This window comes from Nocardia flavorosea NBRC 108225, assembly GCF_001613385.1.
Classification (GTDB): Bacteria; Actinomycetota; Actinomycetes; order Mycobacteriales; family Mycobacteriaceae; genus Nocardia; species Nocardia flavorosea.
Window position 1 is genome coordinate 12,882 of the sequence record NZ_BDCG01000029.1, and the last position, 24,006, is coordinate 36,887.

General features: G+C 67.6%; 30 protein-coding genes. 19 read left to right on the forward strand and 11 right to left on the reverse strand.

Annotated elements, in window-relative coordinates; translation table 11 throughout:
- Position 1: 1 nt before the first annotated feature.
- Entirely contained in the window at positions 2–877 is an 876-nt protein-coding gene (locus NFL01S_RS32460; RefSeq protein ID WP_062980149.1) for an SDR family oxidoreductase, read from the reverse strand.
- A gap of 205 nt (positions 878–1,082) precedes the next feature.
- Between NFL01S_RS32460 and NFL01S_RS32465 the strand changes: the two genes are divergently transcribed.
- From NFL01S_RS32465 to NFL01S_RS32480, 4 genes are all read left to right on the forward strand, one after another.
- On the forward strand, positions 1,083–1,373 hold the full coding sequence (locus tag NFL01S_RS32465; protein WP_062980150.1) for a hypothetical protein: 291 nt from the start codon (positions 1,083–1,085) through the stop codon (positions 1,371–1,373).
- 45 nt (positions 1,374–1,418) lie between these two features.
- On the forward strand, positions 1,419–2,066 hold the full coding sequence (locus NFL01S_RS32470) for a TetR/AcrR family transcriptional regulator (protein ID WP_062980151.1): 648 nt from the start codon (positions 1,419–1,421) through the stop codon (positions 2,064–2,066).
- A gap of 534 nt (positions 2,067–2,600) precedes the next feature.
- Complete coding sequence (locus NFL01S_RS32475; protein ID WP_371851879.1) at positions 2,601–3,284, forward strand: HEAT repeat domain-containing protein; 684 nt, start codon at positions 2,601–2,603, stop codon at positions 3,282–3,284.
- On the forward strand, positions 3,278–4,291 hold the full coding sequence (locus NFL01S_RS32480; RefSeq protein ID WP_062980153.1) for a MerR family transcriptional regulator: 1,014 nt from the start codon (positions 3,278–3,280) through the stop codon (positions 4,289–4,291). The genes NFL01S_RS32475 and NFL01S_RS32480 overlap by 7 nt, the downstream gene beginning before the upstream one ends.
- A 153-nt stretch (positions 4,292–4,444) precedes the next feature.
- On the opposite strand, the gene NFL01S_RS32485 is transcribed toward NFL01S_RS32480, so the two are convergent.
- Positions 4,445–5,443 carry an alpha/beta hydrolase gene (locus NFL01S_RS32485; RefSeq protein ID WP_084493446.1) on the reverse strand — a complete coding sequence of 333 codons (999 nt, stop codon included), beginning with the start codon at positions 5,441–5,443 and terminating at the stop codon, positions 4,445–4,447.
- Between the two features lie 99 nt (positions 5,444–5,542).
- Here NFL01S_RS32485 and NFL01S_RS32490 point away from each other — a divergent pair, with 99 nt between their 5' ends.
- The 4 genes from NFL01S_RS32490 to NFL01S_RS36630 all read left to right on the forward strand — a co-directional run bounded on the left by NFL01S_RS32490 (position 5,543) and on the right by NFL01S_RS36630 (position 7,604).
- Complete coding sequence (locus tag NFL01S_RS32490) at positions 5,543–6,184, forward strand: TetR/AcrR family transcriptional regulator (protein ID WP_062980211.1); 642 nt, start codon at positions 5,543–5,545, stop codon at positions 6,182–6,184.
- 105 nt (positions 6,185–6,289) lie between these two features.
- Complete coding sequence (locus tag NFL01S_RS32495) at positions 6,290–7,147, forward strand: SDR family oxidoreductase (protein WP_062980155.1); 858 nt, start codon at positions 6,290–6,292, stop codon at positions 7,145–7,147.
- Complete coding sequence (locus NFL01S_RS36625; protein WP_062980156.1) at positions 7,144–7,386, forward strand: hypothetical protein; 243 nt, start codon at positions 7,144–7,146, stop codon at positions 7,384–7,386. The genes NFL01S_RS32495 and NFL01S_RS36625 overlap by 4 nt, the downstream gene beginning before the upstream one ends.
- On the forward strand, positions 7,383–7,604 hold the full coding sequence (locus NFL01S_RS36630) for a hypothetical protein (RefSeq protein ID WP_062980157.1): 222 nt from the start codon (positions 7,383–7,385) through the stop codon (positions 7,602–7,604). Before NFL01S_RS36625 ends, NFL01S_RS36630 begins: the two co-directional genes overlap by 4 nt.
- A gap of 9 nt (positions 7,605–7,613) precedes the next feature.
- Here the strand turns inward: NFL01S_RS36630 and NFL01S_RS32510 are convergent, their stop codons facing one another.
- The 3 genes from NFL01S_RS32510 to NFL01S_RS32520 all read right to left on the reverse strand — a co-directional run bounded on the left by NFL01S_RS32510 (position 7,614) and on the right by NFL01S_RS32520 (position 10,571).
- Entirely contained in the window at positions 7,614–8,015 is a 402-nt protein-coding gene (locus NFL01S_RS32510; RefSeq protein WP_062980158.1) for a DUF302 domain-containing protein, read from the reverse strand.
- A 53-nt stretch (positions 8,016–8,068) separates the two neighbouring features.
- Positions 8,069–8,338, reverse strand: coding sequence for a metal-sensitive transcriptional regulator (locus NFL01S_RS32515; protein WP_062980159.1), 270 nt, complete (start codon positions 8,336–8,338; stop codon positions 8,069–8,071).
- 73 nt (positions 8,339–8,411) lie between these two features.
- On the reverse strand, positions 8,412–10,571 hold the full coding sequence (locus NFL01S_RS32520; protein WP_084493452.1) for an MMPL family transporter: 2,160 nt from the start codon (positions 10,569–10,571) through the stop codon (positions 8,412–8,414).
- A 271-nt stretch (positions 10,572–10,842) separates the two neighbouring features.
- Between NFL01S_RS32520 and NFL01S_RS32525 the strand changes: the two genes are divergently transcribed.
- The 3 genes from NFL01S_RS32525 (at position 10,843) to NFL01S_RS32535 (ending at position 12,223) form a co-directional block, all read left to right on the forward strand.
- Positions 10,843–11,355, forward strand: a complete 513-nt coding sequence (locus NFL01S_RS32525) for a nitroreductase/quinone reductase family protein (protein ID WP_062980161.1) — start codon at positions 10,843–10,845, stop codon at positions 11,353–11,355.
- Positions 11,356–11,636: 281 nt separating this feature from the next.
- The gene (locus tag NFL01S_RS35975) at positions 11,637–11,795 is read left to right on the forward strand and encodes a hypothetical protein (RefSeq protein WP_157117249.1); all 159 of its coding nucleotides are present in this window, start codon (positions 11,637–11,639) and stop codon (positions 11,793–11,795) included.
- A gap of 92 nt (positions 11,796–11,887) precedes the next feature.
- Positions 11,888–12,223 carry a YnfA family protein gene (locus NFL01S_RS32535; protein ID WP_062980163.1) on the forward strand — a complete coding sequence of 112 codons (336 nt, stop codon included), beginning with the start codon at positions 11,888–11,890 and terminating at the stop codon, positions 12,221–12,223.
- A gap of 6 nt (positions 12,224–12,229) precedes the next feature.
- Here the strand turns inward: NFL01S_RS32535 and NFL01S_RS32540 are convergent, their stop codons facing one another.
- From NFL01S_RS32540 to NFL01S_RS32565, 6 genes are all read right to left on the reverse strand, one after another.
- A complete protein-coding gene (locus tag NFL01S_RS32540; RefSeq protein ID WP_062980164.1) occupies positions 12,230–12,769 on the reverse strand; it encodes a ribonuclease FAU-1 family protein in 540 nt (179 codons plus the stop codon).
- Between the two features lie 48 nt (positions 12,770–12,817).
- Positions 12,818–13,165: a DUF1330 domain-containing protein gene (locus NFL01S_RS32545; RefSeq protein WP_062980165.1), complete on the reverse strand. Its 348-nt coding sequence runs from the start codon at positions 13,163–13,165 to the stop codon at positions 12,818–12,820.
- 175 nt (positions 13,166–13,340) lie between these two features.
- Positions 13,341–15,053, reverse strand: a complete 1,713-nt coding sequence (kstD, locus tag NFL01S_RS32550; RefSeq protein WP_062980166.1) for a 3-oxosteroid 1-dehydrogenase — start codon at positions 15,051–15,053, stop codon at positions 13,341–13,343.
- Positions 15,054–15,090: 37 nt separating this feature from the next.
- A complete protein-coding gene (locus NFL01S_RS32555; protein WP_062980167.1) occupies positions 15,091–15,684 on the reverse strand; it encodes a TetR/AcrR family transcriptional regulator in 594 nt (197 codons plus the stop codon).
- Positions 15,685–15,756: 72 nt separating this feature from the next.
- Positions 15,757–16,584, reverse strand: coding sequence for a cytochrome c biogenesis CcdA family protein (locus tag NFL01S_RS32560; RefSeq protein WP_062980168.1), 828 nt, complete (start codon positions 16,582–16,584; stop codon positions 15,757–15,759).
- Entirely contained in the window at positions 16,584–17,195 is a 612-nt protein-coding gene (locus tag NFL01S_RS32565) for a DsbA family protein (protein WP_062980169.1), read from the reverse strand. Before NFL01S_RS32565 ends, NFL01S_RS32560 begins: the two co-directional genes overlap by 1 nt.
- A gap of 235 nt (positions 17,196–17,430) precedes the next feature.
- Between NFL01S_RS32565 and NFL01S_RS32570 the strand changes: the two genes are divergently transcribed.
- The 8 genes from NFL01S_RS32570 (at position 17,431) to NFL01S_RS32605 (ending at position 23,935) form a co-directional block, all read left to right on the forward strand.
- Positions 17,431–17,976 (forward strand): hypothetical protein, encoded by a 546-nt coding sequence (locus tag NFL01S_RS32570; protein ID WP_062980170.1) that lies wholly within the window; start codon positions 17,431–17,433, stop codon positions 17,974–17,976.
- A 10-nt stretch (positions 17,977–17,986) separates the two neighbouring features.
- Positions 17,987–18,373 carry a BlaI/MecI/CopY family transcriptional regulator gene (locus NFL01S_RS32575; protein WP_281181565.1) on the forward strand — a complete coding sequence of 129 codons (387 nt, stop codon included), beginning with the start codon at positions 17,987–17,989 and terminating at the stop codon, positions 18,371–18,373.
- Entirely contained in the window at positions 18,370–19,368 is a 999-nt protein-coding gene (locus NFL01S_RS32580) for a M56 family metallopeptidase (protein WP_062980172.1), read from the forward strand. Before NFL01S_RS32575 ends, NFL01S_RS32580 begins: the two co-directional genes overlap by 4 nt.
- Positions 19,369–19,379: 11 nt before the next feature.
- Positions 19,380–20,186: a MerR family transcriptional regulator gene (locus NFL01S_RS32585; RefSeq protein WP_062980173.1), complete on the forward strand. Its 807-nt coding sequence runs from the start codon at positions 19,380–19,382 to the stop codon at positions 20,184–20,186.
- Positions 20,187–20,308: 122 nt separating this feature from the next.
- The gene (locus NFL01S_RS32590; protein WP_062980174.1) at positions 20,309–21,568 is read left to right on the forward strand and encodes a KasA/KasB family beta-ketoacyl-ACP synthase; all 1,260 of its coding nucleotides are present in this window, start codon (positions 20,309–20,311) and stop codon (positions 21,566–21,568) included.
- A 214-nt stretch (positions 21,569–21,782) separates the two neighbouring features.
- Entirely contained in the window at positions 21,783–22,718 is a 936-nt protein-coding gene (gene sigJ, locus NFL01S_RS32595; RefSeq protein ID WP_245670990.1) for an RNA polymerase sigma factor SigJ, read from the forward strand.
- Positions 22,719–22,760: 42 nt separating this feature from the next.
- The gene (locus NFL01S_RS32600; protein WP_062980175.1) at positions 22,761–23,540 is read left to right on the forward strand and encodes an SDR family oxidoreductase; all 780 of its coding nucleotides are present in this window, start codon (positions 22,761–22,763) and stop codon (positions 23,538–23,540) included.
- Positions 23,540–23,935 carry a hypothetical protein gene (locus tag NFL01S_RS32605; RefSeq protein WP_062980176.1) on the forward strand — a complete coding sequence of 132 codons (396 nt, stop codon included), beginning with the start codon at positions 23,540–23,542 and terminating at the stop codon, positions 23,933–23,935. Before NFL01S_RS32600 ends, NFL01S_RS32605 begins: the two co-directional genes overlap by 1 nt.
- The last annotated feature ends 71 nt before the right edge of the window (positions 23,936–24,006 follow it).

A 24,006-nucleotide genomic window follows, 5' to 3' on the forward strand; every position in this document is an offset into this window, starting at 1 on the left:
ATCACCGAGTGGTGGCGCCCTCAGGCCTCGGTGGAAGTGTCGAAGCCTGAGGGGGCCGGAAGTCGGCGGCGTGGTCGTCGATCCAGTGTCGATAACCACGCGGTGCCTCGTCGTCGTAATCGGTAGGGACGGGGGTGGGGTGAATGGGCTCTGCCAGCGCGTGTTCGTAATACCGGAGCAATGATTCCGCTATCCGCGGCGGTAGCCCCTGGGCGATCATGAGTTCCCGGCCCGTAGCGGGATCGACCTCCTCGAATCGGATGTCCGAACCGATCGCCCGGCCGATCAGGTGCGCCTGCTCGGCCGGAGTGCGCAGTTCCGGACCGGTCAGTACGGGAGCAGTGGCGAGTAGGTCGTCGGAGGTCAGGGCGCGGACGGCGGCCGCCGCGAGATCCCGCTCGTGCAGCGGAGCGATCGGGACATGTCCGTGGGCGGCCCGCACGACGCCTTCGCTGCGGATGGTGGTCGCCCACTGCCGGGTGTTCGCCGCGAACATGCCTGCCCGCAGGAACGTCCATTCCAGTCCGGTGGCCGCGACGTGCTGTTCGAGATCGCGGTGGAGGATGCCGGTGTAGTTCGCGGGATGGTCGTCGAGGACCGATGACGATGAGAGCACTACGATTCGGCGCACGCCCGCGGAGGCCGCCTGGTGGAGGAACTCTTCCGCGCGATCGTGCACCGCGGCGGGGTTCAGGAATATCGCCCGCACGCCCGCGAAGGTCTCCGCGCCGGTGGTGGCGGGCACGATATCGGTTCCTGCCGGCAGCGCGGCTGTGGCCGGATTCCTGCTGGTGGCGCGGACCGCGGTGCCCATCGTGAGCAAGCTCGTCACGATATGCGCGCCGACGTTTCCCGTGGCCCCGGTAACCAGATACATTTCTTCGCTCCTTCGGATTTCGGCACATCGGGCAGCGGATGTCCTCATCGGGCGCGTTCTTCCAGCCGTGATCCACGCCGTGGGGACAGTGACAGGAGATCGGTGGGGCCGTCGAGTTCGATCCGATGCAGCCGATCGCGGGGCACGATGCACGCTTGACCGGCCGCCAGGGCGAGCGGTCCTCCTCGGCGCCGGTACTTTCCGGGTGGAAGTACATGCGTATCCCGCCGGCGAGCACGGCCACCAATTCGTCACCCGACGGGTGGACCTCCCAGTGGTCTCCGTGGGCGTCGGCGGTGGTTTCCAGGTGGAAGGCGGTCAGCGTCCAGCCGTCGATATCGCCGATCATCCGGCGGGGTTCATCGAACATCGTGCCGTCGCGCAGAACGCGGACGCCGCGCTGGAAAAGGTCGATCGGTATGGGTGGCATCTTTTTCTCCATCTCGTCCTCGCCGTGCGCCGGGGACGCTCGTTTTTATACGTGTATAAAAACTAGCGGAGCCGCGCCCCGCTTGTCGAGGGGTCGTGCCAAGATGGCTGGGTGACCACTCGCACCGGACGCCCACCACGCTTGTCACGGGCCCAGATCCTGACGGCAGCCGGCGAGCTGATCGACAAAGACGGCGCGGACGCGCTGACCATGCGGCGGCTAGCGGCCCGGTTGGGCGTCACGCCGATGGCGGTCTATCACCATGTCCGGAACAAAGAAGAGTTGCTGCTACTTCTGTTGGACGAGGTTGCCGCGGGCATCCGGCGTCCGGAGCTGCCCGGAAACCCGCGGGAGCGAATGGTGCTCGCGGCGCGGGCCATGCACGACACCCTGGTGCAGGTTCCGTGGGCGGTCGAGGTGCTGACCGCCGATGACCTACTGTCTCCGGCTGCTCTGTGGTACCCGGAGCAGATCATCGACGGGGCTGTCACCTGCGGTCTGTCCACCGAGGACGCCGTATACGCGTACCGGACGATCTGGTACTACACCGCGGGGGAGATCCTGGTCCGTGCCGCCGCATCGCGGCGCCGTGCGGCCGATGACCGGCCGACGATGCGCGACAAGATATTCGGCTCACTGGACCACTCCGAATGGCCTCGTTTGGCCACCGTGGCCGACCGCTGGGCCGAACTCACCGAAGCCGATATCTACGAACAGGGCCTGCGTGCCCTGATCGACGGCCTGTTGACGGATCACTGAGGGCCGACCGTCCCGGATGCAGCGAGACGCCGACACCGGGCGGCGTTTTCTGCCGGGCGCTGTTCCGGCCGACACATCCGGGTACCGGCGGGCGATATAGGAGATGGGTCGGGAAATATGCCCGAGATCGATCCGCTGGAAGGAGGTGGGAGCGATGGGTTCCTTCGGCCTCGATGTCGGTGTGGGTATCGACCTGTTCCTCAGGTGGCTCGCCGTCATGTTCGGGCTCGATATCGGCATCAGCTGATATACGAGTCCGGTGTCACGCCGACGGCAGCTGTCCCTTGCCGGATAGTTGCTTCTGGGGGAGCGGGGACCGCGGTGGCCGCCGGGGTGCCATCGCTCGACCGCTCTCAGTCCTTGTTCACGTAAAACACGATGCGCTCGCGCCGAGTGCGTAGTGCTCGGCGCGAGCGCATGCACCTGCCGTCCGCGGCGCCGCGGACGTCCGCGGTGACGGCGCACCGCCTGCCGCCTCGAGTGTTCCTGTACTTGACCTTCGCACTGTGACAAGGTCTTGACTGGTTGTCGGAGGTGGTACCCATCAATACGACACACAGGAACTCTCGATACATACGAGTGCTCGGCGCGTTGGCCGCCCCGGACGCGTCGACGCGGCTGCGGGCGGCGCTGGCCGCCGGCACACATCCCGCGCCGGAACTCGTCGACGCGCTGGTGCAGCGGTGCGCGACCGAACCGGACTTCTTCGTCCGTGACATGCTCACCTGGGCGCTGACCCGGCTTCCGGCGCAGATCACGCTTCCGAAACTCCGCGCAGAGCTCACTTCCGATTGCGCACAGGCGCGCAGTCAGGCCCTGCATACGTTGTCGAAGATTGGTGACCGCGCCGTCTGGCCCGCGCTCACGCGCTCCCTGCTGCGTGACCCCGACGACGAGGTCGCGCGGAGTGCCTGGCGCGCCGCCGTCGTACTGGCGCCGGAGGAGGAGAAGGACGCGCTGGCCGGGGAACTGGCCACACAATTGGGCCGCGGCGACCGAGAAGTCCAGCTCAGTCTCAGCCGGGCCTTCGTCGCGCTCGGTGAGCCGGCCGAACCCGTACTCGACGCCGCGGCGGTCGCGCGAGATCCGGCGGTGCGGGCACATGCGAACGCCACACGGCGCCTCCTGCGCGATCCGGACGCCGGTTTCGACCTCGCCGTCGACGCTGCCCGGCGGGTGGTGGCGCTCGGACCGGACGGTGAGGAGGCCGCATGCTGATCGGTGAGGTCGCACGACGCTCGGGGGTGAGCACCCGGATGCTCCGGCATTACGACTCCCTTGGGCTCGTGCGCCCCACCGGCCGCACCGTGGGCGGCTACCGCGAATACTCGCCCGAGGACATCCGGCGGATCTTCCATGTGGAGGGCCTACGGTCGCTGGGATTGTCGCTGCGTGAGATCGGGCGGGCCCTAGACGATCCCGGTTTCACCCCGTCCGCGCTGGTCGGCGACCTGATCCGGAAGACCGGCGAACGACTGAACCGGGAGCAGGAGCTCCTCGACCGGCTGCGCACCGTCGATGCCGCCGGCCCCGCCGGCTGGCAGGATGTCCTGCGTATCGTCGAACTCCTGCACGGACTCGGCTCGCCGTATGCCGCGCGGCGCCAGCAGGCGATCCTGGCTCCGCCCGAGGATGTGCCGCCGCCCGCCGAACTCCTGGCTGCCGCCGTCCTCGCCGAATCCGATCCGAACGTCGCCGGTTCGCTGCGCTGGGCCCTCGCCCGGGCCGAGGGGGATGCGGTGGATGGTCTCGCGTCGGGTCTGCGCTCGGACGACGCCGATATCCGCCGGCGTGCGATCCACGCGCTCGCCGAGCTGCCCGAGGCCACCGCGGTGCTGACCGAGGCGCTCACGGATCAAGACCCGGCGGTCCGCCGGTATGCGGCTCTCGCGCTCGGTGCGCGGGGAGTGACCACGGCCGTGCCGCAGCTCATTCGCACAGTCGTCGAGGGTCCGAACGATGTCGAGGCGGCCGAACTTCTGGGCAGGTTGGCCGCGGACGCGGTATGGGCCGACCGGATCATGACCGCGCTGGCCGCCGAATTCGCCGCGCACCCGGCCGATCCCGCGGTCCGGACGCGGCTCACCCAGGCGCTCGCCGAGATGCCGGGAACTCTCGCGCTGAATCTCCTTCGGCAATTGGCCCAGGACGACGAACGGGCTGTCGCACTGCTCGCGTCGGCACTTGTGCGGGCGGTCGAGGAACGGTCAGCCGCGGATACGTGAGTCGCGGTCGATCCTTGATCTGGCGTATCCGGTCGGCCGCGCCGATGCCGCGGCGCGAACGTGTCCGCGATGATCACCTGGGCCGAGGGGCCGGCGGCGCGACCGTCCGACGGGTTGTGCAGTGCCACCGAACCGTGGCCGGCGAGGAGTTTGTCAGGAAGTGGCCCCGAATACTTTGTTGCGCAGGAACACCCCGGTCAACCGCATCGCCTCACGGCCTTCGGGCAGTAACGCGTCGAGAACGGGGAAGGCGTGTACCTGACCACGCCAGATATGCGTTTCGACGATGCGTCCGGCGCCGGCGAGGAGCCGGGTGAAATCCCGGATATCGGCTTCGAACATCTCCCGCCGTGCCGCGGTGAGGAAGGCCGGGGGGAACACTGCGGGATCGACCTCCAGCATCGAGCGCGCGCCGCGCGGGGCCACCGGGCCGCGCGCCCATTTCCGTTTCGCCCGCCGGTAGGCCGAAACGGGCATGAGGGCGTCGTGCCCGATGGTTTCGTGGTCGCGCCGATCGGCGTCGAGGTCCACGTGCGGGGAGTAGCCGATCAAGGCGGCGGGCGCGGGCAGTCCGTCGGCCGCGGCGAGTTCGCAGGTTTTGGCGGCGAGGAAACCGCCCGACGAATCACCCGCGAGGACTACTTTGCCGGGATCCGGGCAGCGCTCGAGCAGGGCTCGATAGGCGGTGTAGGCGTCGTGTACCGCGGACCCCACCCCGCCATGGGGGAGCTGCCGGTAGAGCACGGAGTACACGGGGACGGCCAGAGCTTGTGCCATTCTGCTCGCCACCCGGCGGTGCGTACCGGCGCCGCAGAAGGTGAAGCCGCCGCCGTGCAGGTACAGCACGGTCGCGCCGGCCGAGCCGTCCTGTGCGGTGGTCGCGGGCCGGTACTCCTCGACGGGTACCGAGCCCAGTTCGGTGACCGAGCATGCGACGCCGGGCAGTCGCGGCAGCCGGCCGATCGCGGTGTCGAGCAACGCGAGCGCGCGGATACCGGGATCGTTCAGCGGCCAGACCCGATAGCCCTGCTTGGCGATCAGGCGGGCCAGGACATACGTCACCCGCGTGCCGAGACCGGCATCATCGTGGAGGTTCAGCACAGGCTCCGAAATCCGTGGTGGGGGAGCGGCGGGTGTGGTTTCACTGGTCACGACGTGTCCCTGGGGTCGACGGCTTTATCTGACATGTACACTTGTCAGATGATGTCGGCCAGTATGGCACGACCACACCGCGAACCGGAAGGAACGACGATGGCCGCCGCACGAGACCCGGGTGCGGGCCGCCGCTATTCCGGTATGGACGCCGCCGAGCGCACCCGGGCCCGGCGGGCGGCGATCCTCGGGTCGGCACTGGAACTGTTCGGTACCACCGGTTTCGCGGCGACCTCGGTCAAGCAGATCTGCGTCGCCGCCGGTCTGACCGAACGATATTTCTACGAATCCTTCCGCGACCGCCATGCCGTCCTGGCCGGTGTGTACGGCGAAATCGTCGCCGAGCTTCGGCTCTCCACACAGGTCGCGATCGACGCGGCGGACGGCGATATCGGCACCGCCGCGCACGACGGGCTGGCCGCGTTCGTCGGTTACCTCACCGCGGACCCGCGCCGCGCCCGGATCGTGCTCATCGAGGTCGTCGGCGTATCGCCCGAAATCGAGGAATTACGTCACGGGGTACTCCGCGCCTTCGCCGACCTGATCGCCTCCGTATGGTCGGCGGATCACGGCGTCGACTCGGCCGACGAACGGTCGCGGCTCACCGCGATCGCGCTCTCGGGTGCCGTCAACAATCTGCTCGTGGATTGGATGATGACGGGTACGCGGCAATCACCCGAAGTACTTGTCGAGGTGTGTACCACGCTGTTTCTCGCTGCCCTGGAAGGCCTGAAGCGTTAGCTCGGATCTCCGGCTCGGCGCGCGATTTTCCTTGCCTGCAACCACGCCGTACCGCACACTTCATCTGACACGAATACATGTCAAATAACCGGAAAGGAGCTATCCGTGCGCTCGACGAATGAGCTGAGGGGCCGAGTGATCGCGGTGACCGGCGCCGCCCGCGGGATCGGCCTGGCCATCGCCGCCGAGCTCGCCGCGGCGGGCGCGCGCGTAGCGATCGGTGACCTGGACGGACAGCACGCCGCGACCGCTGCCGGCCGATTGCCCGGTGAAGCCGCGGGATTCGCAGTGGATGTCGGGGACCAAGCATCCTTCACCCGATTCCTCGACGCGGTCGAACAGCGCTGGCAGCGGATCGACGTGCTGGTCAACAACGCAGGCGTGATGTGGGCCGGCCGGTTCGACGAGGAACCCGAACGGGCAACCCAGCGACAGCTCGAGGTCAACCTGCACGGTGTGATCCGCGGCGTCCGCCTGGCCGCGCCCCGGATGCGCGCCCGCGGCCGCGGGCATATCGTCACCGTCGCCTCCGCGGCTTCCAAACTCGCCCCCGCCGGTGAGGCGACCTACGCGGCGACCAAACACGGTGTGTACGGCTACCTGAGTGCGGTCCGCACCGAGCTCCGCGGCAGCGGCGTCGAACTGTCGGTGGTGATGCCGACCGTGGTCGATACCGAGCTTGCGGCCGGCACCTCGTCGGGGCCGGTCGCGATGCTCACTCCCCATGATGTCGCCCGGGCGGTGGCCGGTGTCATCGCCCGCCCCCGGTTCGAGGTGACCATCCCACGCTATGTGGGCCCGCTGGTCCGCGCCGTGGGGATTCTGCCCGACGCGCTGCGGACGGTGGTCTTCCGGCGAATGGTCCCGGATCAAGTCGCGGCATTGGGCTCGGACCGTTCCTCGCGGGCGGAATACGAACGCGGCGCACTCACCCCCACCGACACCCCAGGAGATGAACAATGACCACCGGAACCGAGAACCGCGGGACCGATCGGATGCGCCAGATTCCCGAATTCGACGGCGTGCACGATATCTGGCCCCGCGGCGAACGCCTCGCCGCAATCCGCGAGGCCGCCACCCGCTACCGCGCCAGCTTCCTCACCCAAGGACAGGTGCGGGCCGTGCAGAGTTTCGATATCGCCGCGGCGCCGTACCCCGCACGATTCGCCTTCCAAGGCTATTCGCTCAATCTGAACCGATGATCTCGATCGTCAACCGGATGTTCGTGATCCAGTTCGAAGGCTTCGACGGCACCCTGAAAACCCTGGCCTCACCCTCGCCTCGCGACCCACGCTGGCTGCAGATCATCCCGTCCTCGGAATGCGCGCCGTGGAAACGCCAATGGCCCGTCGTGCCCACCTACAGTCACGGTGGGCTCGACTACGGCACCATCGTCGCCCCGGACCGGACGCCCGCGTAATGCGAGACGTCAGTTCGCGCCGAGGGAGTCGATAGCGGCACGGAGTTTCGTCGCCGCCTCGGCGGCGACGGGATTCAGCGCGGGTTCGGCGGTGACCTCGACCATGATGTCGGGATTCATCGCCTCGACGATGACGGTATCGGCGGCGGTGGGGTCGCGGCGGACCACCACGTTGCACGGCAACAGCAGACCGATCCGCCGGTCCACGCCGACGGCTCGATGCGCCAGCGGCGGGTTGCAGGCGCCGAGGATCAGGTACTCCTCCATCTCCTCGCCGAGTTTGGCCTTCAGGGTGGCCTGCATATCGATCTCGGTCAGCACCCCGAAGCCCTGTTCGGACAGTGCGGTGCGGGTCCTTTCGACGGCCTCGTCGAAGCCGGTGTGCAGGGTCGTCGACAGTGCGATGTTCACGGTATGTCCTTTCTGTTCGTTTTCCGGGCGAGGGGTGGGCGGCGGCGCACCGTTCAGGCGAGGGCGAGAAAGAGCTTCTCCAGTTCGGCCTCGGTCATCGGCTCGGAGCCGTTCTCTCCGTCCTCGGTCATACATTCGCGCAAGCCGGTAGCGATGATCTTGAACCCGGCGCGGTCCAGCGCCCGCGAGACCGCCGCGAGCTGCGTGACGACATCCTTGCAGTCACGACCCTGTTCGATCATCGAGATCACCCCGGCGAGCTGCCCGTGTGCCCGGCGCAGCCGGTTGAGCACCTGGGCAATCGTCTCTTCGTTGCCGACCATCGCATTGTCCTTTCCTGGAACTCACCACTCACAATACCCCTGGGGGTATCTATCGGGTAGGTGCTGTGACGCATCACCGGTGTGCGAAGCTGATCGCCGGTAATGCCCTGCGCAGCCACGCCGGAGACCACCAGGCCGCGTGCCCGGTCAACCGGAGCAGCGCCGGCAGTAGCACCAGGCGCACCAGCACCGCGTCGAGCAGCACCGCGACACCGAGAATGATGCCCATTTCCTTGGGGGGCAGCCGTTCGGCGAGCGCGAAAGTGAAGAATACGGCCACCATCACCGCCGCCGCGGCGAAGATCACCCGCCCTGAATTCGCCAGCCCGTCGATCTGCGCCGTCGCCGGATCGCCGGATCGCTCGTACTGTTCCTTGGCGGTGGCCAGCAGGAACACGGTGTAATCCATCGCGATGGCGAAGATCATGGCGAAGAAGAACACCGGCCCCCAGCCGTCGAGGAATCCCTGCGGGGTGAAACCGAGCAGACCGGCACCGTGGCCGTCCTGGAAGATCAGTTTCGCCACCCCGAACGTCGCGGCGGTCGACAACAGGCTGACCAGGGTGCCGAGGGCGGCGATCAGCGGTGCCCGCAGCGCTACCAGCAGCAGCGCGAAGCCGAGCACCAGGATCACCCCGACAACAACCGGGAAGTAATCGTTCAGCGCCTGCTGCAGGTCGAGATTCTCCGCGGGCGCGCCACCGACCAGGGCTACGTCCGGTAATGCCCCGCGCAGACCGGACAGGATATCGCCCATACGCGGATCGGACGGGTCGACCTCGGGTACGGCCTGCATCAGCACCGAGTCACTACCGTCTCCGGCGGTCTGTGGCGGAGTGACCATGGCGACTCCCGCCACGCTCTGCGCGACCCGGGCGACCTGCTCGGCGTCCGCGGCCGGGGCGACGATCTGCAGCATGCCCGGCGCCCCGTCACCCATTCGAGCCTGGACGAGTTCATAGCCTTGCCGGACAGGTGCGTCGGACGGGACGACCCCGATCGAGGGCATGGCGACCTTCAGCCCGAGCACCGGTACCGCCAGCGCGACGAGCACCGCGGCCGCACCGACCGCGAACGGCCACGGATGAGCGTGCAGGATCCGGCCCCAGGCGGCGAACCGCGGTGAACGGTGCTGTTGACGTTTGGCATAGGGCAGGGAGCCGGCGTCGACCCGGCCGCCCAAGGCGCCAAGGGCCGCCGGGAGCAGCGTCATCGTGGCCGCCAGTACGAAGACCACGGCGAACATGATGCCGACCGCCATGGTCCGCACCGCCGGTGCCGGCACGATCAGCACCGCCGACAGGCTGACCAGGACGGTGAGCCCGGACAACAGTACCGCTTTGCCCGCGGTGTCCATGGTCTCGGCGACCGCGGCCCGCGCATCCGTGGCCCCACGGAGTGCGTCACGGAAACGCGCGACCAGGAACAGGGCGTAGTCGATCCCCAGGGCCAGCGCAAACATCATCGCGAAATTCATCGCCCACACCGAGATGGGCGTGACCTCGTTCAGTAGTACCAGGCCACCGGCCGAAGCCACCAGGCCGACCATGGTCAGCAGCAGCGGCAGCCCCGCGGCGACCAATGACCCGAAGGCCAGCACCATGATCGCCAAAGTGACCGGCCACGAGAACATTTCGGCCTTGATCATCGCCGAGTGATTGGCCTCGTTGAAATCGCTCCACAATGCCGAAGCGCCCGTGGGGTACACCTGCACGCCGTCGTCCGACAGGGCGGTCAGCGCGTCCTTGTGTTCGTCGACGGCCCGGACCATCTCATCGGTGGAAGCGTTCGCGCCCGCGATGAGGATGCCGGTATGCCCGTCCGGGCTGATCGATCGGCCCGGCTGCGGCGGCACCACCGCTCCGAATCGGTCGTCACCAGCGAAGACCGCGGTGATCTCGCCGAGTACCGCCTGGACCGGCGGGCTTTCCACCGGCCGGTCCTCGGAATGGACCACGACCTGCACCGCAGCCGAGGAGTTTCCGCCGAAATGCTGCTGGGCCAGCTCGCGCACCTGCACCGACTCCGAGCCGTCGGCCTGCCAGCCGGCTCCGGCCAATGCGGTGAACACGCTCGGAGCGGCGGCGCCCAGCACGACCGATACGAGCAGCCACACGCCGAACACGATGCGCACATGTCCCGCCATCAGTGCTCCGAACCTGCCGAGCACGCCACCGTGTATGCCCGTGTGCGTGGCGTCCCGTCCCGGTGGACGGACGGCTGAACTGACCATCTTCTCCTCCTCGATATACCCCTGGGGGTATTTATGTTCGATATCGAACGATACCCCCGGGGGTATTGTCGGAAAAGGTGTCGCCGAGCACACCGGCCGATACCGGCGGGCCAGACCGCGTCGGCGGGAGTATCAGGCGGAGATCGGAGTGCTGTCGGCCTTCCTGGCGATACTCGTCGTAACGCCGGACGTATTCGAAGGAGACGCCTTTGTCCGGCGCTGCGACCGATTGAGGACGGAAACTGACTTGAATTCGAGGCACACTCGGATCATGAGCGAAACCGAAGCGACCGCGGGTCAGCCTGATCAGGCCGATATCACCGACTACAACGATCCGAACGCGCCGTGGAACCAGTCCTGGGACCAGGAGGGCAGCATCGCCAACTGGAACGATGACGTGATCAAGGAGTTCCGGGAGAACTCGGGCAAAGTGGGTGGCGCTTACGCGGGCGGTGACCTCATCCTGCTCACCACCACGGGAGCCAAGAGCGGCAAGCGGCACACGACTCCGCTGGGGCCGTTGTACCGGGGCGACACCATGTACGTGAGCTCGTTCATCGAAGACAAGTACCCGGCCTGGTGGTACAACATCAAGGCGAACCCCCAGGTCACCATCGAACTCCGGGCCAAGACCTACCAGGCGACCGGCAAGGTGCTCGAAGGCGTGGACTACGACGAGTTCGCGGCCTGGGTACTGGCCGACAACCCCCTGCTGGCGGACTTCCAGTCCAAGATCGACCGCCCCATGCCGCTGGTCGTGCTCACCCTCGAGGGCGAGGTCTGAACCCTCCCAAGAGCCTCCCGGCCCGAATTCGGGTGCGTCTCTGCCCCACAGTGCGGATCCCCATCCTGCGCCGACACGGCGAGCCCATCCCGAACACGGCCGAGCTCGGGTGATCGCCCGAAACCAGGCCAGGCAGACTGAAACAGGCACACATCGATGACACAACCCGCGCCGAGGCCACCGATATGTGGCTCGACCGGATGCCGCCGTCGGTCTCTTCGGCCGACAGTGGAGCAGCACTCGACATGTACCGCACGATGGAAGACTGGCGCGGAATAACGATGACCACAGAGACCGTGCCCCGCTTCATATCCGAAGACCCGAACCGTCTGGAACACTGGGTCGACTGGTACGACACGCGCCTCTCCCGTAACCCCGAGCCGTGGCCCGATATCCCGAAAGACGAACTCCGCACGATACTCCGCGGATGGGCCGAATAGGCGTGCACGAGCCGGGCCCGGCACCCACGAGGGCCTGAGGGGACCGGAAAGTCGTGTCCCGGCCCTGCCGCCCCGATGGCTAGGCTCCGCTCATGACCGTGCTGCGTTCCATCCTGTTGTTCGCCCTGGCTGCCGTCGCGGAAATCGGCGGGGCGTGGCTGGTTTGGCAGGGTGTGCGCGAACACCGCGGCTGGGCCTGGATCGGGGCCGGTGTCATCGCACTCGGCCTCTACGGTTTCGTTGCCACCCTCCAGCCCGACGCCCACTTCGGCCGCATCCTCGCCGCCTACGGTGGTGTGTTCGTTGCCGGATCACTGCTGTGGGGTATGGCGCTCGACGGTTTCCGCCCCGACCGGTGGGACGTCGCCGGCGCCACGATCTGCCTCATCGGAGTCGCCGTCATCATGTACGCACCCCGGCCCGCCTGAGCGACGTCATTCGCGGTGTGCGGGTTTCCAGTTCCGCCAACGCGGAATCCACCAGCAGTTCCCGTTGTCCAGGGCAGACGCGACGCGTTCGGCTTCCCGCCACACCGCATCGGCCTGGCCGGGTGTGAGGCGACCACAGGCAACCTGTTCCGCGACATCCTCGCGGTCCTTCCACTGCCACGTACCGTCCCGGGCGACGATATCGAGCCCGTGATCGTCGGTATCGAAGTAGCCGTCGCCCCGGCGGTAAGGCATTTCGAAATTGATGTACCAGTGATCGAACCGGCCACGGCGGAAGAACGCCCACACCGAATAGGCGTCGCCGGGGCGATACAGCTGCAGCACACTGCTGCCGGTCCACCGGTCGTTTCCCGACCACGGATGCGGACCGAACGGATGTGGCACAAACGTGAAGGGAGTGCCGTCGTCGATCCAGACAGCAAGCACCTCGTCGTCCGCGACGACTTGCACCGGCATCGTCATCCACACCTGGCCGTGCAGCACTTCGCGCCGCTGCACCGTGGATCCGGCCACGAATCTGCACATGGTTGCCAAGGTTAGCTTTCGGTTCGCGCCCCTGAGGCGGCGAAAGGATCAGCCCTCCGGTGTTCCGGCGCGCAATTTCCCGGCGCGTTCGCGTGGATCGTAATCGCGGCCGACCCCCTCGATCAGCAGGAGGTCGCCGTCGATGTGATCGGCGCGCAGGGCCAGTATCTCCTGGTATGCGGGCGAGTGGTACCAGTCGCGGGCTTGATTCATATCCGGGAACTCGATCAGTACCATGCTTCCCGGCCAGTCACCTTCCAGGATTTCGGCCGGAGGGCCGTGGATGACGAATCGGCCACCGAAAGGGTCCAGCGTGGCCTGGATGCGCTCCAGATATTCGATTATGTCGGGGTGCGGTCTGCGGTTACGTAGATGGGCAAAGCCGTAGGCGGACATGGTGTGACGGTAGGTCGGGCTGTGCCGGGCGGCAATTACCGCCGAGGTAAAGACGCGATCGGTCGGTCAGTGCGTTTCGGTGGCGCCGAGTGCGGCGGATATGACGCAACGCAGTGGAGGGACTGCCTGGATCGCATCCAGCAACGGTGAGCCCGTGACAGTGCAAGCCGGGCCCTCACGGGGTGGTCGAACAGGTTGCGTTCCGGAGGTGCCGGCCGGTGGCGTGGAGCGCGGCCAGATAACCGAAAACGATGGCCGGGCCGATGGTGGCTCCTGGGCCGGCATAGGTGTGGCCCATGACGGGGGCGCTGGTGTTGCCGGCTGCGTAGAGGCCGGGGATGACGGTGCCGTCGGCCCGTTGAACACGGGCGTCGATATCGGTTACCAGACCGCCTTTGGTGCCGAGGTCGCCGGGGACGAGTCGCGCGGCGTAGAAGGGCCCGGTTTCCAAGGCGCCCAGGTTCGGGTTCGGGCGTTGGCGTGGGTCTCCGTAGTAGCGGTCGTAGGCTCCGGTGCCGCGGCCGAAATCCTCGTCGGTACCGGAATGGGCGAAGGTATTGAACCGGGCGACCGTGGCGGCGAGATGATCCGCCGGCACCCCGATCTTGTCCGCGAGTTCGCTGACCGCATCTGCGCGGGAGAGTACGCCGGTGTCGAACCAGCGCCGAGGCAGCGGTTGCCGGGGTGGCAGGCCGGCGAAGAGATAACGGTTGCGGTAGCGCTGGTCGAAGATCAGCCAGGCCGGGATGTTGGTGCCGGGGCCGTCGCCCTGCCCGTATTCCCCGCCGTACATGCGATGGGTGGCCTCGACATAGGGCAGTGATTCGTTCATGAACCGCACACCACGGTCGTTGACTATCAGACTGCCGGGCAGGTTTCGCTCGGCCAGGCAGAACCAGGGCATGCGGGGGAGCGGGATCGAGGGGCCCCACCAGGCGTCGTCCATGAATGCGGTGGCCGCGCCGATGGCCTGGCTCGCGCGGATACCGTCGCCGGTGTTGGCTGCCGCGCCGACGGTCCATTCGGTGCCGATCGGTTCACGCTGGTACTGCTTACGCATGGTGTCGTTTTTCTCGAAACCGCCGCAGGCCAGGATCACTCCGTGTCGTGCGGTAATTGCGTGGTCGATGCCCTCGCGGCGGATCACGACACCGGTGACCCGTTCGCCGGTCGTCCGGAGTTCCACCAGCGCGGTGTCCAGCAGTAGCGGCACACCGGCATCGCGCATGCCGACGCGCAGCATGGCGCTCAAGGCCTGACCGCGCGCGAGTAGATGCCGCCCGCGTAGGCGGCCCGCGGCCCAGCGTGCCCCGATCCGGAACACGCGGAACGGGGCCCGTGGATTGCGCAGCCCGAGATGGATCTGCCGGAAATCGGCCTGGGTCAGCACGAAATTACGCGGGGCCTTGGAGTAGTCGGGTTCCATGGTGGCGAGTTCGGCACCGAGTGTGCGGGCGTCGAAGGGTTCCGGTTCGACCGATCGGCCGTGCGACCGCCCGCCCGGGGCTTCGGGGTAGTAGTCGCTGTATCCGGGCACCCAGCGCATTGCCAGCGGTGCGTGCCGGGCGAGGAACTCGAATGCCTCCGCACCGCGGTCGATATAGGTGTCGATCATCTCCGGTGCGACCCCGTCGCCGATGATGGCGGTGAGGTAGGCGCGGGCCGCGTCGATATCGTCGGCGGGCGCCTCGCGGCGGAGTACCGGATTGCCGGGAATCCAGACGCCGCCGCCGGAGCGGGCGGTGGAACCGCCCCATCGGCTCGCTTTCTCCACCACCACCGTGGACAGGCCGTGCCGGGCCGCGGTGATCGCCGCGGTCATACCCGCCGCTCCCGAGCCGACGATCACGACGTCGACCGAATCCGGAATAACGGTGTCCTGCTTCATGGGAGCCTTCTCTGCTTCGAATCGTGGGCGATGGGCGTCAGCGACGTTTCCGCCATCGGTCGTCGAGGACCGCGGCGACTGCCGCCTCGACGCAGACGGGTAGGGATGCCGAGTGATTTCTGGTGCTGCGCAACCACTGCAGGTACCCGAACTCGGCGGCCGCGAGCATGAGGTGCACCAGCAGGCCGGGGCTGCTGTCGGTCACCGGATCGGTGCCCATGCGCCGGGCTGCCAACTCCACCAGTCGCTTTCGATGGTCTGCCGGGACCAGGGCGACCCGGTCGAGCAGGTGTGGTGCGGTAGCGAATGCTGCCCGCCACTGTTCGAGTTCGTCTGTGGCGAGGGCGCCGGAACGGGCGAGGATGGATTGTGCGAGTGCGATATCGGCGGGCTCTTCCGCCGGCCGGCCTTCGAGCAGGGCCGCGATTCCCGCGCCGCCTTCCCGCACGGGGTCGAGGAGGAGGTCCTCTTTGCTGCGCACATGCCGGAAGTACGTGCTGGGGGATACCCCTGCGGCCGCGGCGATCTGTTCTGTGGTCACCGCATCGAATCCGGAGCGCGCGAACAACGTGAATGCCGCGCTCTGGATTTCCGCGCGAACCTGCCGCCGCTGACGCTCCCGCAAGGACACCGCGCACCTCCTGTTGGTCAGTCCACTGATGGAACTGTCTAACGGAAGTCTCTACCTATGTGACAGTAACTGTCAAGAAGGTAGGTTCTTTCTGCGGTGTGCGCGACGCCGGAACCACCACGCCGCTGCCCCGATGACCAGGCACAGTACCAGCACGAAGATGTTCGACACCTGCCCGCCGAGTTCGGCCACACCCGTCTCGATCCGGTACTGGTCGGCGATGGACAGGATGCCGCCGGCTTCCGGGTCGCGGGCCACGAACAGCAGGAGAACGCCGAGGGCGGTGGACAGCAGGCCGGAGATGATCGCGTGCCAGCTGTTCGTCCAGCGGCCGACCGTGAGTTCCCGTGGGGTGAGCGCGGCGCGGAGTCCGGTCGACCATCGCTTCCACATCAGGGCGAGCACCAGCAGCGGTAGAGCCATTCCGGCCGCGTAGACCGCGAGCAGGATGGCCCCGTAGGCGGGGCTCGCGCCGACCGCGGCGATCATCAGGACGGAGCCGAGAATGGGGCCGGTGCAGACGCCCGCGACCCCGTATGCCGTGCCGAGAATGTAGACGGTCCAGGCGCGGCCGGCGTCGCTGCCCGGCCGGGAAGTGCGGGACAAACCCGGAATCGGGATCCCGGCCAGCTGGATGACACCGAACAGGATCACCACGCCGGCGACGAGGGTGAGCAGCACACCGCGGTTCTCGTTGAGAAACGCCCCGACGGTACCGGCGAAGACGCCCAGCGGTACGAGGGTGGTGATCAGTCCGAGGTAGAAGACCCCGGTGCGCGCGACGAGCGTGGCGGGGTCGGAGAACGCGTAGGCGAAGAACGCGGGCAGCAGCATGACCGAACACGGTGACAAGAGGCTGAGTATGCCGCCGAGGAAGGCGCCGGCGTAGCCGATATCCATCAGTCCACTTCCTCGAGCTGTGCGTCGATGACCTGCCGGAAAGCGTCGACGGGCTGCGCGCCTTGGAGTATCTGGTCGCCCACGACGAAGGTGGGCGTCCCCGATACCCCGAGATTCCGGGAATCGTCGGCCTCCTGGTCCACGGCTGCCGCCAGTGCGGGATCGTCCAATGCGGCGGTGAACGCCGCGGTATCGAGACCCGCGACCTTGCCTGCGATGTCGATCAGGGTTTCGCGCTGATAGTCCTTGGGACCGGAATAGGTGTGCGCGAACAGCTCTCGTGAGAACTCCCAGAACAGGTCCTGTTCCGCCGCTGCTCGTCCGGCGATCGCCGTTTCGACGGAGTGCTCGGTGAGGATGGGGGTATCGCGCCATTCGATACGAACGTGACCGGCCTCGACGTACTCCTCGAGGAGCGCCGGGAGGGTGTTGACCGCGAAGGCACTGCAGTAGGGGCACGTGAAATCGGCGTACTCGATGACGACGACCGGGGCGTCGACGGCGCCGATGGCGAACGGGTCGTTGTCGTCGCGGCGCGCCAGGTCCAGCAGGGCGCTGTTTCCTTCGGTGGCCGGCGACGCGGCCGGGGATCGATCGTTGCCGGTACTCATGCTGATCGCGGCGCCGATGGACAGCAGTGCGACGGCTATCGCGCCGAGCGCAATGGCCTTCCATGGAAGCGAGCGAGTGGGAGTGTCCTGCGAGGAAATCGTCGTGCTCCTTACTGGTCGGAGGGTGCTGCCGCCCGGCGCGCTACACCGGCATCGGGTGGTCGGGTGGTGGGCGTCTCGACTATCTCGGATAGTCGACTATGCAAGATAGTCGACTATCCGGCATAGTAAAACTGTGCGTCGGATCGAACAGTGGGTGAGTCGCCGGAAAGCGTCGCTGGGTCTCGCGGCGCAGGCGTTGGTTGCGTGGAGTCCTCGGCAGCTGGGCCTGGCCGCGACGGCGGCTGTGGTGGTCGGTGTGGTGGTCGGTCTCGTCACCGTCCTGATTCCGAACCCGGTCTTCGGGCGGGAGATACCGCCCGAGCCGTGGAACTACCCGGTGTGGATTGTCACGTCCGCTCTCACCGGGATCTTGTTCGCCACCTACGTTCGCCCGGGCGCCGCAGCGACTTCCCGGTCCGACGAACCGGCGGCAGCCGGTGACGGTTCGGACCGGCGCAGCGCCCGGCTCGGCGGATTCGCCGCGGTGCTGGCCTGGTTCGCGGTCGGCTGCCCGGTCTGCAACAAGATCGCGCTACTCGCCCTCGGCTACACCGGGGCCCTCACCTGGTTCGCGCCCGCCCAGCCGGTTCTGGCCGCGACCGCGCTCGTGCTGTTCGCGGTCGCCGTCGTGCGGCGACTCCAGGGCCAGGTCGTATGCCCGGTGCCTGCAGTACGGTAGGGAGGTCATGGTGTCCGGGAAGAAGCGCGATCAGCAGTCCGAGCCGGTGCGGCTGGGGGCCCTCGAACAACAGGTGATGGACGTGCTGTGGGATCACGGAGCCGCCACGATCCGGCAGGTGATCACCCGGCTCGGCGGTGACCTCGCCTACACCACCATCGCCACCGTGCTGACCAACCTCGAACGCAAACAACTCGTCACCCCCGAACGGGAAGGCCGGTCCGTGCGCTACGCGCCGCGCCACACCCGGGAGAAACACGCCGCCCAGCTCATGAAACAGGCGCTGTCCACCAGCAACGACCCGATGGCGTCGATCCTGCATTTCATCGACGATATCGATCAGCGTGACCTGCGGCTGCTCCGCGACTACCTCGACCGGAGCGGGCACAGCGGATGAACGCACTGATCGTCCCGGCCGTTCTGGCGCTCGGACTGGCCGCGTCCTCGGTGGGCGGGCCCGGGCTTGTCCGTGCCGCCGCACCGGCGCTCACGCGGGTACCCCGGACAGCCGTACTCGTCCTCACCGGCAGTCTGCTGCTGTGGGTCCTCGCCGTCGCGTCACTGAGCCTGATGGCGGCGTGGCTGGTCACCGGTCCGAGTGTGCTTCCCGCGCCGTTCGCCGAAGCGTGCCGGCAGTGCCTGGATGCCGCCAGCCCGTTTGCCCCGACCACCGTGGACACGGCGATACCCGTCGTGATGCTTCTGCTGCTACCGGCGTTCGCGTCGGTCGCCCTGCTGGGGCTGGGGATACCGCGGTGGCTGCGCCGCCACCGCGCCACCCGGTCGGCCGCGCGGGCGCTCGCGGACCGAGCCCGCACGGCGTGCATCGGCGGGCATCGCGTCCTGGTGATCGACGATCCACGGCCGGTGGCGTTCTCCCTGCCGCGCCGGTACGGCGGGATCGTCGTCTCCGACGGACTGTATGCCTCGCTGGAGTCCGATGAGCTCGCGGCGGTCCTCGAGCACGAAAGCGCCCACCTGCGCCAGCACCACCATGTGATCCTGACGCTGCTCGGTACGCTGACCTGGCCGTTGCGCTGGGTGCCGTTGGTATCGGCCATCGCCGACGCGATCCCGCACTATCTCGAGATCGCGGCGGACAACGCGGCCCGCGATCACGCGGGCACACCGGCATTGGCGAGCGCACTGCTCAAACTCGGTACGCCCGGAAGCCACCCCACCGCAGCTCCGGGTCCACCTCTGGCGGATCTACTGCTCCATGCCGCGGGGCCCGACCGGATCGGCCACCTGGTATCGCCCACCCGAGCCCGTTCGGCAGTGCTCCCGGCATCGACGCTGGGCATTCAGTTTCTCGTTTTCGCCGTGGTGGTGGTGGCCGTCCATGGGCCCTATCTGTATGTCGTGCTGTCCGGGTGTGCGACGGGATTCTGAGAACGGAAAGCATGACCGACACCGCCCACGCCGACGGTCTGACCGTCGGTCAGGCCGCGACACGACTGGGTGTGACGGTTCGCGCACTGCACCACTGGGATGAGATCGGCCTGGCGCGGCCCTCGCTGCGTACGGCCGCCGGGTACCGGCTGTACACGGCGCACGACCTCGAACGCCTGCACCGCATCGTCGTCTACCGAGAACTCGGTCTCGGTTTGGACCGGATCCAGCGCATCATGGACGACCCGGACGCCGATGTGGCCGAAGCGTTGCGCGCCCAGCGAGCCCAGGTCGCCGAACGTATCGACCGCCTCCAGCGGCTCGGCGCCGGCCTCGACCGGATGATCGAAGCCCACGAACGCGGCCCACTGCTCACCGCCGACCAGCAGGCCGAGGTCTTCGGGCCCCGATGGAACCCGGACTGGCCGGCCCGAGCCCGGGAACGCTACGGCGATACCGCGCAATGGCAGCAATACGCCGAACGCTCGGCGGCCCGGAATCCGGAACAATGGCAGGCCGTCGCCGACAGCGTCACCGCCCTCGACCGCGCGCTCGCCGACGCGATGGACGCGGGTATCGACCCCGGCAGTCCGGAAGCGAATCGGCTCGTCGAGCGGCACCGCGAAGTGTTCGGTTCCGCGTACTTTCCCCTCAGCAGGCAGATGCAGGTCTGCCTGGGCCGCATGTACGAAGACGATCCGGGCTTCGCCGCCCACTACGACGGGATCCGCGCCGGCCTCGCCACCTGGTTCCGCCGCATCGTCGACGCCGCCGCCCGCGCGCACGGCATCGACCCCGATTCCGCAACCTGGCAGTAGCCCGGAAACCCACAGCGCATCTGGAGATTCTCGTCCGCTCCAGGGGTTTCGATGGAATGCTCACGTAGTCGAGGGGACAACCAGAGGGTCGATAGCCGATTACCGGCTGAGCAGGGAGGCGCATGGTGCGGGTTCGTAATCCGTTCGCGGTCGACGGGAGGTTCCCCGATATCGTCGTCACAGCGGTGGCGGCCTCGACCTCTCTCGCCGGAGATATCGATGCGACCTGGACCGGCCTACTGGAAGGGGCCTCCGGCATCGGGCGCCTGGAGGAGAGCTGGGTCCGGGAATACGACCTCCCCGTGCGGATCGGCGGGCCGTTGAAGGTCCGGCCGGAAACGCATCTGACCCGGGTGGAATTGCGGCGTCTGGCCTATGTGGAACGCCTGGCCACGGTGCTCGGGCGGGAAATCTGGCGCAACGCGGGTAGCCCGGAGGTCGACCGGGAGCGGCTCGCGGTGGCGATCGGCACCGGTCAGGGCGGCGGTGATGCCGTCGTGGAATCGCGTGACACTCTCGAAAGTGGCGGGTACCGGCGGGTTTCGCCACTGGCGGTCCAGATGATGATGCCCAACGGCCCGGCAGCCGTGGTCGGCCTCGAACTCCAGGCCCGCGCCGGCGTGGTGACCCCGGTATCGGCGTGCTCGTCCGGTTCCGAAGCGATCGCACGGGCCTGGCAGATGATCGCGATGGGCGACGCCGATATGGTGGTCGCCGGAGGTGTCGAAGGCTATATCGATCCCGTGCCGATCGCGGCGTTCACGATGATGCGGGCGATGAGTACCCGCAACGACGACCCGCAAGGGGCCTCGCGCCCCTTCGACGCCGACCGCGACGGTTTCGTCTTCGGCGAAGCGGGCGCCCTGCTGATCCTCGAAACCGAGGAACACGCCCGAGCCCGCGGCGCCACCGTCCTCGCCCGCTTGCTCGGTGCCGGAATCACCTCCGACGGTTTCCATCTCGTCGCGCCCGACCCCCAGGGCGCCGGCGCGGCGCGCGCGATCACCCGTGCGATACAGACCGCGGGCCTGACCGAACAAGACATCACCCATGTCAACGCGCACGCCACCGCGACCCCGATCGGCGATACCGCCGAAGCGTCCGCGATCAACCAGGCCATCGGCACCCATCCCGCGGTGTACGCGCCGAAATCGGCGCTGGGCCATTCGATCGGAGCCGCCGGCGCACTGGAATCGGTACTGACAGTTCTCACCCTTCGCGACGAGGTCATCCCACCGACCCTGAACCTGGATCATCAGGACCCCGCGATCGACCTCGATATCGTCGCCGGCGCGCCCCGCCGCGGTCGAATCGACTACGCGATCAACAATTCGTTCGGGTTCGGGGGACACAATGTCGCACTCGCCTTCGGCCGGAAATGACGCCTCTACGCCGCGAAAACCGTCCGGGAGGCCGGACCGCGCGGTGTGATCGCCCGAGGCCTCGGGCGCAGCTACGGTGATCCGGCGCAGAACAGCGGCGGTGTGGTCGTCGATATGACGGCCTCCCGGGCTCGGCGATTATCGCCGGGAGGCCACGGACCGTAGCTTGCGGTGACTCGGCGGGCCGAGACCTCGGTCCTTCGCTGGATGCGCGGTGCGCAAGACTGAGGTGGTGACGCAGGGGACTGTCGACGACTTCGAGCGGCAACGCGGGCGGTTGTTCGGGTTGGCGTACCGGATGCTCGGGTCTGCCGCGGACGCGGAAGATATCGTGCAGGACACCTTCCTGCGTTGGCAGCGCGTCGAGCCGGGCACGGTCGCGAAGCCGGATGCGTGGCTCGTGAAGGTTGCGACGAATCTCTGCCTGAACCTACTGGGATCGGCCAGGTATCGGCGGGAGACCTATATCGGTCCCTGGCTGCCGGAACCGGTGCTGACCGGTGACGGTGTACTCGATCCGCTGGAGACCGCCGAGCAGCGCGACACCGTGTCGCTGGGGTTCCTGCTGCTCGCCGAGCGGCTCACCCCGGCCGAGCGCGCGGTATTCGTGCTTCGCGAAGCGTTCGGGTACAGCCACAGTGAGGTGGCCGCGGTGCTCGAGCTGTCGGACTCGAACTGCCGTCAATTGCATCATCGGGCGCGCAACCGGCTCACCGGCACCGGGCAACGCTCCGGCGCCGGGGATATGCGTGCACACCGGGAGCTGGTCGAGCGGTTCCTCGACGCGGCGCAAGGCGGCGACCTGGCCGCCTTGGAGCTGATGCTGGCCGAGGATGCGATATCCGTCGCGGACGGTAACGGCGCCCCGGGAGTGGCGCGGCGCCCGGTTCGCGGTGCGGCGAAGGTCGCCCGATACCTGGCATCGATCACCGTCCGCTTCGGTGCCGGTCTGACCGTGTCCATTCATGAGGTGAACGGCGCACCGGCCGGTATTGCCCGGTTCTCCGCGACACTGATCGGGGTATTCGTACCGGAGATCGTGGACGGCCGGCTCACGGATATCCGGATCATCGTCAACCCGGACAAGCTTCGGTTCGCCGGCCGGCAGCTGGACGGGCTGTCACATTCCGAAGGGCTGCCCGGTTCCTAGTGGTGTATGTCGAGAAGAAATCTCGCCGACCACGGAGGAGTTATGGCGGAATCGAAGACAGTACTGGTCACCGGGGGCACCGGGCGGCTGGGGCGCGCGCTGGTACCACGGCTGCTCGATGCCGGGCACCGGGTGCGGGTGCTCACCCGGAAGACCCGGGAACCGGCAGCGCAGGAGTGGGTGATCGGCGATCTGCGCACGCGCGGCGGGCCGGCCGATGCGGTCGCCGGTGTCGACACGATCGTGCATTTGGCGACGACCAACGGTAAAGGCGACGTGGCCGCCACCGGCAATCTGATCGAGGCCGCGCGGGCGGCCGGCGCCCCGCACCTCGTGTATGTCTCCATCGTCGGAATCGAAAACGTCGAGTTCGGCTACTACCGCGTCAAGCTCGCCTGCGAACACCTGGTCGAGGAGTCGGGCCTGCCGTGGACGATTCTGCGCACCACACAGTTCCACGACCTGGTCACGGCGATCTGCGATGCGCAGCGCTTATCGCCGGTCACGATCGTGCCGGCCGGGATGTGCGTGCAGCCGATCGACGTGACCGAGGTGGCGGACCGGCTCGTCACGATCGTCGCCGGCCAGGCCGTGAACCGGGTACCGGATCTGGGTGGGCCGCAAGTGCGTGACCTGGCCGAACTGGCCCGCACCTACCACCGGATGGTCGGGCGTCGACGCCTGGTATGTCCGGTTCGGTTGCCGGGCAAGGTATTTCGCGACTACCGTGCGGGCAACCATCTCACCCCGGACCGCGCGGTCGGGCGCATCACGTTCGACGAATTCCTTGGAAGTCGCCCGGCTCGTGCAGGAGACCGGTGATGTGGGCCGGGATTCGCGCAGGCATCGGGTTCCTCGCCGCCGTCCAAATAGTCGTCGGTATCTGGGCCCTGTTCTTTCCCGTCCGTTTCTTCGCATTCGCCGTGGTCGGCATGGGTATGGCCTACAACGAGCATCTGATGCGTGATTACGGCGCCATGACGCTCGCCAGCGCCGTGGTCCTCGGCGCGGCAACGGTGCACGGCGGCCGGTGGGCGGTTCGAACTGCCCTGGTCATGTATCTGACCTGGTCGGTTCCGCACTTTCTGGTGCACTGGACCATGCTCGACCACCTCGCCCCGGCGACGGGTGCGCTACTGATGGTCGCGCTTGCCGGAGCTATCGCATTACCGGCCGCGTTACTGCTGCTGAGCACCCGAACGCGCCGCACCGGATAGCCGCCGGGCGGGACTCCGAGTGTTCCTGCGTTCTAGGTCAGCCAGGACCGTTCGAACGCGGGTGCCGGAAC